The following is an 8,342-nucleotide window of genomic DNA, read 5'->3' as shown; positions in this document are numbered from 1 at the left end:
ATAGACTATTCTACGGCATCAGCAGGCAGCAGTTTTTACTGGCTTTTTTCTCTTCCTTTTTCTTTTTTTGGGCTTTTTTATTTGCTCTTCTAAATATTCTTCGGCGGTAAAATAACAGTCATCTGAACATTGCCCTTCATCATCGGCAGTAAAATATGCCTCATCTGCTGCCCACTCGCCGCTGTTAATTGACACAGAGCCATGGGCCTCTGGCGGGACAGCTAACTTTGCCTTTATTTGCTCAATAACCGTTTTCATTGAATTCTGGTTATCAAGCTTGTTCACCGGGATTTCAATAACTTCAAATCCTAATTTTTGCAGCAGGGCAATTTTCAACAAAGTCGAACCATTCCTGGTTTTGAAATCACCACTCACGTAATGAGAAGGTCCCTGAACATCAATAACCGTGTTGTAATCTGGCAGCAGCAGGTCAACCGGAGGTAGTGAGTTCAGACTCTTTTCTTCTTCTATTGTCAAAGACGGCAGGCTTGATTGGAGTTGATCGCAGAAAGCGGATTGTGGTTCTGAAATGACTGTCTGGTAATGGGGGACCACCGGACACGCTCTGCCAAGCCAACTTGCGGCCATGGCAATAACGGTTTGAACCTCTATATTGTCCGGGGATGAATTTCCCAGGCGAGAAAATAGTTCACCTATGTGCTTTTCAAGCGGATTTTTATTATTGCTACCTGAGTCCAGATAAACTCTGGCACAGAATACCATGACTCCCCAGAGAGACATCGATATATCTTGCTGAGAGAGTTGAGGGTTTTTACTGATTCTGTCGACAAGAAAATCGAAAGTAAATTTAATCAGGTTCGGCTCAATGGCCTCACCCAGTTTCGCCACGGCCCACAGCAGATTGACGGCAATTTGAGAATTGAATTGACTTCTCTCTGCTTTTGATTCGGCTTTGGTTTTCACATGGTACAACAGCGCGGCCAGGGCCTCTTTGAGCTTTGCTGTCTCCTCCAGCTCGAGCCCGTTGTCCACCAGTTTCGCCACACCCCACAGCAGGTTGCAGACTTCCTGTGGCTTGAAGTGGTCTTTCTTTTCTTTTGATTCGGCTTTGTTTTGTACACAGGGCAACAGCGCGACCACGGTTCCTTTAAGCTGCGTTGTCTTCTTCAGCTCCAACCCGTTATCCACAAGTTTCGCCACGGCCCACAGCAGGTTGGCGACTTCCTGCGGGTTGAAGTGGTCTTTCTCTTCTTTTGATTCGGCTTTGGTTTTCACATGGGGCAACAGTGCGGCCACGACCTCATTGAGCTTCGGTGTGTTCTCCAGCCCCAGCCCGTTGTCAACCAGTTTCACCAGCGCCCACAGCAGGTTGGCGACTCCCTGTGAATTGAAGTGGTCTTTCTCTTCTTTTGATTCGGCTTTGCTCTTCACATGAGGCAGCAGGGTGGTCACAGTCTCTTTGAGTTTCGGTGTCTTCTCCAGCTCCAGCCCGTTGTCCACCAGTTTCGCCACAGCCCACAACAGGTTGGCGATATGCTGAGGAATAAAGTGGTCTTTCTCTTCTTTTGATTCGGCTTTGGTTGTCACATGAGGCAGCAGGGTGGTGACAGTCTCTTTGAGTTTCGGTGTCTTCTCCAGCTCCAACCCGTTATCCACCAGTTTCGCCACGGCCCACAGCAGGTTGGCGGTAGCTTGAGCGTTCAAGCGGCCTTTCTCTTCTTTTGATTCGGCTTTGGTTTTCACATGGGGCAACAGCGCGGCCACGGCCTCTTTCAGCTTCGGTGTCTTCTCCAACTCCAGCCCGTTGTCCACCAGTTTCGCTACCGCCCACAGCAGGTTGGTGATTCCCTGTGGCTTGAAGTCGTCTTTCTCTTCTTTTGATTCGGCCTTGGTTTTCACATGAGGCAACAGCGAGGTCACGGCCTCTTTGAGCTGCACTGTCTTCTCCAGCTCCAGCCCATGATCCGCCAGTTTCGCCACGGCCCACAGCAGGTTGACGATATGCTGAGGAATAAAGAGGCCTTTATCTTCTTTTGATTCAGCCTTGTTTTTCACACGGGACAACAGCGCGGCCAGAGCCTCTTTGAGCTGCGCTGTCTTCTTCAGCTCCAACCCGTTATCCAAAAGTTTCGCCAAGGCCCACAGCAGGTTGGTTATAGCCTGGGTGTTGAAGTGGTCTTTCTCTTCTTTTGATTCGGCTTTGGTTTTCACCCGGGGCAACAGCGCAACCACGGCCTCTTTCAGCTTCGGCGTTTTTTCCAGCTCCAGCCCATTGTCCACCAGTTTCGCCACGGCCCAATATAGATTAGCGACTTCCTGTGCCTTGAAGTGGTCTTTCTCTTCTTTTGCTTCGGCTTTGGTTTTCACCTGGGATAGCAGCGCAGCCAAGGCCTCTTTGAGCTTCGGTGTCTTCTCCAACTCCAGCCCGCTGTCCACCAATTTCGCCACAGCCCACAGCAGGTTGGCGATATGCTGGGCATTAAAGTGGTCTTTCTCTGCTTTTGATTCGGCTTTGGTTTTTACCTGGGGCAACAGCGCGACCACGGCCTCTTTCAGCTGCGCTGTCTTCTCCAGCGCCAGCCCGTTGTCCACCAATTTCGCCACAGCCCACAGCAGGTTCGCGACTTCCTGTGGCTTGACGTGGTCTTTCTCTTCTTTTGATTCGGCTTTGTTTTTTACCTGGGGCAACAGCGCGGCCACGGCCTCTTTCAGCTGCGCTGTCTTCTCCAGCGCCAGCCCGTTGTCCACCAATTTCGCCACAGCCCACAGCAGGTTCGTGACTTCCTGTGGCTTGAAGTGGTCTTTCTCTTCTTTTGATTCGGCTTTGGTTTTCAACCAGGGCAACAGCGCGGCCACGGCCTCTTTCAGCTTCGGTGTCTTCTCAAGCTCCAGTCCATTGCCCACCAGTTTCGCCACGGCCCACAGCAGGTTGCTGATACCTTGTGCATCAATATCACTGGCTGCGTTTTTTTGGTTGCACTTACGTATTACTGTATCAAGTAAAGTTGACAATAAAGATGCTTGAGTTTCCTTAACCCCTTCATCCAGGTATTGATGAGGGGTAAAAACACCCGCTGACGTCAATGAATGAAGCGTTGTCGTCAGACCTCGCCAAGCCCACCCGGGTGTCGTTTTAAAATCGTGCAACAATGGTATCAATTGGCGTTGTTCACTATGATTTAAAGGTCGTTTCAAAGCGGATGTGTATCGTTTAATTGAAGTGGCAAATTGACTGTGTTTTTTTCCATCATAGTAATCACCGTGACGAGCAGATAGCCTCACCAGCCAATCCATTTTTTCTTGTGTGATGAGAGCATTAAAACCATGAACAGGTTTTATTGAATGTACTGGCGGATGGTTAGCATGGCAGGCGTCAGAAGCAGGGTGACATTCATTCCGCTTCTGGATATAGGACGATGGCACATTCACCTTTCTGACTGCGCCATGCCTGTATTGCCCATTCCCTGAAGCACTGGCATGAGCGTCTGGTTGTTTGTAATCATTACCTGAAGTTGTGTATTTCCAACTTATACCAGCACCGCTTCTGTCCATAATTATATTTCATTAATTCATGTAAAATATAAAAAGTAGACTATTCTACGGCATCAGCAGGCAGCAGTTTTTACTGGCCTTTTTCTCTTCCTTTTTCTTTTCTTGGGCTTTTTTGTTTGCTCTTCTAAATATTCTTCGGCGGTAAAATAACAGTCATCTGAACATTGCCCTCCATCATCGGCAGTAAAATATACATCATCTGACGTCCACTCACCGCTGCTAAGTGACACAGAGCCATGAGCCTCTGGCAGGACGGCTAACTTTGCCTTTATTTGCTCAATAACTATTTTCATTGAATCCTGGTTTTCAATCTTGTTCACCGGGATTTCAATGACCTCAAATCCCAATTTCTGCAGCAGGGCGATTTTCAGCAAGGTCGAGCCATTCCTGGTTTTGAAATCACCACTCACATAATGAAAAGGTCCCTGAACATCGATAACCATGTTGTAATCTGGCAGCAGCAGGTCAACCGGAGGTAATGAGTTCAGACTCTTTTCTTCTTTTATCGTCAAAGACGGCAGGCTTGATTGGAGTTGATCGCGGAAAGTGGATTGTAATTCTGAAATGACTATCTGGTAATGGGGGACCACTGGACACGCCCTGCCAAGCCAGCTTGCGGCCATGGCAATAATCGATTGATCCTCGATATTGCCTAAGGATGTATTTCCCAGGCGAGAAAATAGTTCACCTATGTGCTTTTCAAGCGGATTTTTTTTATTGCTACCAGAGTCCAGATAAACTCTGGCACAGAATACCATGCCCCCCCAGAGAGACAGCGATATATCTAGCTGAGAGAGTTGAGGGTTTTTACTGATTCTGCCAACAAGAAAATCGAACGTAGATTTAATCAGGTTCGGCTCAATGGCCTCACCCAGTTTCGCCAGGGCCCACAGCAGATGGATAGTACCTTTAGTAATGAAGTGACTTCTCTCTTCTTTTGATTCGGCTTTGGTTTTCACATGGTACAACAGCGCGGCCAGGGCCTCTTTGAGCTTTGCTGTCTTCTCCAGCTCGAGCCCGTTGTCCACCAGTTTCGCCACAGCCCACAACAGGTTGCAGACTTCCTGTGGCTTGAAGTGGTCTTTCTCTTCTTTTGATTCGACTTTGTTTTGCACACAGGGCAACAGCGCGACCACGGCTCCTTTGAGCTGCATTGTCTTCTTCAGCTCCAACCCGTTATCCACAAGTTTCGCCACGGCCCACAGCAGGTTGGCGACTTCCTGCGGGTTGAAGTGGTCTTTCTCTTCTTTTGATTCGGCTTTGGTTTTCACCCAGGGCAACAGTGCGGCCACGACCTTATTGAGCTTCGGTGTGTTCTCCAGCCCCAGCCCGTTGTCCACCAGTTTCGCCAGCGCCCACAGCAGATTGGCGACTCCCTGTGATTTGAAGTGGTCTTTCTGTTCTTTTGATTCGGCTTTGCTCTTCACATGAGGCAGCAGGGTGGTCACAGTCTCTTTGAGTTTCGGTGTCTTCTCAAGCTCCAGCCCGTTGTCCACCAGTTTCGCCACAGCCCACAGAAGGTTGGCGATATGCTGGGGAATAAAGTGGTCTTTCTCTTCTTTTGATTCGGCTTTGGTTGTCACATGAGGCAGCAGGGTGGTCACAGTCTCTTTGAGTTTCGGTGTCTTCTCCAGCTCCAGCCCGTTATCCACAAGTTTCGCCACGGCCCACAGCAGGTTGGCGGTAGCTTGAGCATTCAAGCGGCCTTTCTCTTCTTTTGATTCGGCTTTGGTTTTCACATGGGGCAACAGCGCGGCGACGGCCTCTTTCAGCTTCGGTGTCTTCTCCAACTCCAGCCCATTGTCCACCAGTTTCGCTACCGCCCACAGCAGGTTGGCGATTCCCTGTGGCTTGAAGTCGTCTTTCTCTTCTTTTGATTCGGCCTTGGTTTTCACATAAGGCAACAGCGAGGTCACGGCCTCTTTGAGCTGCACTGTCTTCTCCAGCTCCAGCCCGTGATCCACCAGTTTCGCCACGGCCCACAGCAGGTTGACGATATGCTGAGGAATAAAGAGGCCTTTATCTTCTTTTGATTCAGCCTTGTTTTGCACACGGGACAACAGCGCGGCCAGAGACTCTTTGAGCTGCGCTGTCTTCTTCAGCTCCAACCCGTTATCCACAAGTTTCGCCAAGGCCCACAGCAGGTTCGTTGTAGCCTGAGTGTTGAAGTGGTCTTTCTCTTCTTTTGATTCGGCTTTGGTTTTCACATGGGGCAACAGCACGACCACGGCCTCTTTCAGCTTCGGCGTTTTTTCCAGCTCCAGCCCATTGTCCACCAGTTTCGCCACGGCCCACAGCAGGTTGGCGATATGCTGGGCATTAAAGTGGTCTTTCTCTGCTTTTGATTCGGCTTTGGTTTTTACCTGGGGCAACAGCGCGGCTACGGCCTCTTTCAGCTGCGCTGTCTGCTCCAGAGCCAGCCCGTTGTCCACCAATTTCACCACAGCCCACAGCAGGTTCGCGACTTCCTGTGGCTTGACGTGGTCTTTCTCTTCTTTTGATTCGGCTTTGGTTTTCACCCAGGGCAACAGCGCGACCACGGCCTCTTTCAGCTTCGGTGTTTTCTCAAGCTCCAGCCCATTGCCCACCAGTTTTGCCACGGCCCACAGCAGGTTGCTGATACCTTGTACATCGATATCCCTGGCTTCATTTTTTTGGTTGCACTTAAGTATTACTGCATCAAGTAAATTTGACAGTAAAGCGGCTTGAGTTTCTCTATTCCCCTTATTCATGTATTTATGAGGGATCAAAACATCCGCTGAAGTAAATGAATGAAGCGTTGTTGTCAGGCTTCGCCAGGTCCACCCGGGTGTCACTTTAAAATCGTGCAACAATGGTATCAGTTGGCGTTGTTCACTATGATTTAATGGTCGTTTTTCCCTTGATGTGTATTGTTTGATTGAACAAGCAAATTGACTGTGTGTTTTACCATCATAGTGATCACCATAACGAGCAGATACCCTCACCAGCCAATCCATTTTTTCTGGTGTAATGAGAGCATTAAAACCATGAGCAGGTTTTATTGAATGTCCTGGTGGATGGTTAGCAGAGCAGGCGTCAGAAGCAGGATGACATTCATTATGCTTCCGAAGATAGGGTCGTGGCGCATTCACCTGCCTGACTGTGCCATATCTGTATTGCCCACTCCCTGAAGCACCGGCATTATCATCTGGTCGTTTATAATCATTGCCTGATGTTGTGTATTTCCAACTTATACCAGCACCGCCTCTGTCCATAATTATATTTCATTAATTCATGGAAAATATAAAAAGTAGACTATTTTACGGCATCAGCAGGTAGCATTTTTTACTGGCTTTTTTCTCCTCCTTTTTCTTTTCTTGGGCTTTTTTGTTTGCTCTTCTAAATATTCTTCGGCGGAAAAATAACAGTCATCTGAAAACGGCCCTCCATCATCGGCAGTAAAATATGCCTCGTCTACCGCCCACTCGCCGCTGTCAAGTGACACAGAGCCATGAGCCTCTGGCAGGACGGCTAACTTTGCCTTTATTTGCTCAATAACTATTTTCATTGAATCCTGGTTATCAATCTTGTTCACCGGGATTTCAATGACCTCAAATCCCAATTTCTGCAGCAGGGCGATTTTCAGCAAGGTCGAACCATTCCTGGTTTTGAAATCACCACTCACGTAATGAAAAGGTCCCTGAACGTCGATCACCATGTTGTAATCTGGCAGCAGCAGGTCAACCGGAGGTAATGTGTTCAGACTCTTTTCTTCTTCAATCTTCAACAACGGAAGGCTTGATTGGAGTTGATCGCGGAAAGTGGATTGCAATTCTGAATTAACTGTCTGGTAATGGGGGACCACCGGACACGCTCTGCCAAGCCAGCTTGCGGCCATGGCAATGACGGATTGAACCTGCATATTGCCCGGAGACGTATTGCCCATACGGGAAAATAGTTCACCTATGTGCTTTTCAAGCGAGTGTTTATCATTACTGCCTGAATCCAGATAAAATCTGGCACAGAATGCCATGACTCCCCAGAGAGACATCGATATATCTTGCTGAGAGAGTTGAGGATCTTTACTGATTCTGTTGACAAGAAAATCGAACGTAGATTGAACCAGGTTCAGCTCGATGGCCTCACCCAGTTTCGCCAGGGCCCACAGCAGGTTGATGGTACCTTGAGTGTTGAAGTCGTCTCTCTCTTCTTTTGATTCAGCTTTGGTTTTCACATGATGCAACAGCGCGGGCACGGACTCTTTAAGCTTCGCTGTTTTCTCCAGCGCCAACCCGCTGTCCGCCAGTGTTACCAAGGCCCACAGCAGATTGACGACTCCCTGTGGTTTGAAGTGGTCTATCTCTTCTTTTGATTCGGCTTTGGTTTTCACATGGCACAACAGCACGGCCACGGCCTCTTTGAGCTCCGGTGTCTTCTCCAGCCCTTTGTCTACGAGTGTCGCCAGGGCCCACAGCAGGTTGGTGATATGCTGAGGAATAAAGTGGTCTTTCTCTTCTTTTGATTCGGCTTTGGTTTTCACATGGGGTAATAGCACGGCTGCGGCCTCTTTGAGCTTCAGTTTCTTCTCCAGCTCCAGCCCGTTGTCCACCAGTTTCGCCACGGCCCACAGCAGGTTGGCGACTTCCTGTGGCTTGAAGTGGTCTTTCTCTTCTTTTGATTCGGCTTTGGTTTTCACATGGGACAACAGCGCAGTCACGGCCTCTTTGCACTTCTGTGTCTTCTCCAGCCCGTTGTCCACCAGTTTCGCCACGGCCCACAGCAGGTTGGCGACTTCCTGTGGCTTGAAGTGGTCTTTCTCTTCTTTTGATTCGGCTTTGGTTTTCACATGGGACAACAGCGCAGTCACG

Annotated in this window: 3 protein-coding genes; all 3 read right to left on the bottom strand. The window is 49.0% G+C overall.

Going from position 1 to position 8,342, the window contains the following annotated elements:
• Positions 1 to 18 precede the first annotated feature (18 nt).
• Positions 19 to 3,513 carry an RAP domain-containing protein gene (locus J7439_RS24575; RefSeq protein WP_209204692.1) on the bottom strand — a complete coding sequence of 1,165 codons (3,495 nt, stop codon included), beginning with the start codon at positions 3,511 to 3,513 and terminating at the stop codon, positions 19 to 21.
• Between the two features lie 53 nt (positions 3,514 to 3,566).
• Positions 3,567 to 6,749 carry an RAP domain-containing protein gene (locus tag J7439_RS24570; protein WP_209204691.1) on the bottom strand — a complete coding sequence of 1,061 codons (3,183 nt, stop codon included), beginning with the start codon at positions 6,747 to 6,749 and terminating at the stop codon, positions 3,567 to 3,569.
• 53 nt (positions 6,750 to 6,802) lie between these two features.
• Positions 6,803 to 8,342 (bottom strand): RAP domain-containing protein (locus J7439_RS24565; protein ID WP_209204690.1); only part of this gene is annotated, 1,540 nt, incomplete at its 5' end.

This window comes from Salinisphaera sp. G21_0 (genome assembly GCF_017744115.1).
In the GTDB taxonomy this organism is placed as follows: domain Bacteria; phylum Pseudomonadota; class Gammaproteobacteria; order Pseudomonadales; family Endozoicomonadaceae; genus Endozoicomonas.
The sequence above is the reverse complement of the archived record's forward strand: the minus strand, read 5'-3'. Positions and strand labels throughout refer to the sequence as shown.

Excerpts from the sequence above, each read along its gene's own strand:
- J7439_RS24570 (WP_209204691.1), bottom strand. The coding sequence starts at position 6,749 with ATGGACAGAGGCGGTGCTGGTATAAGTTGGAAATACACAACATCAGGC.
- J7439_RS24575 (WP_209204692.1), bottom strand. The coding sequence starts at position 3,513 with ATGGACAGAAGCGGTGCTGGTATAAGTTGGAAATACACAACTTCAGGT.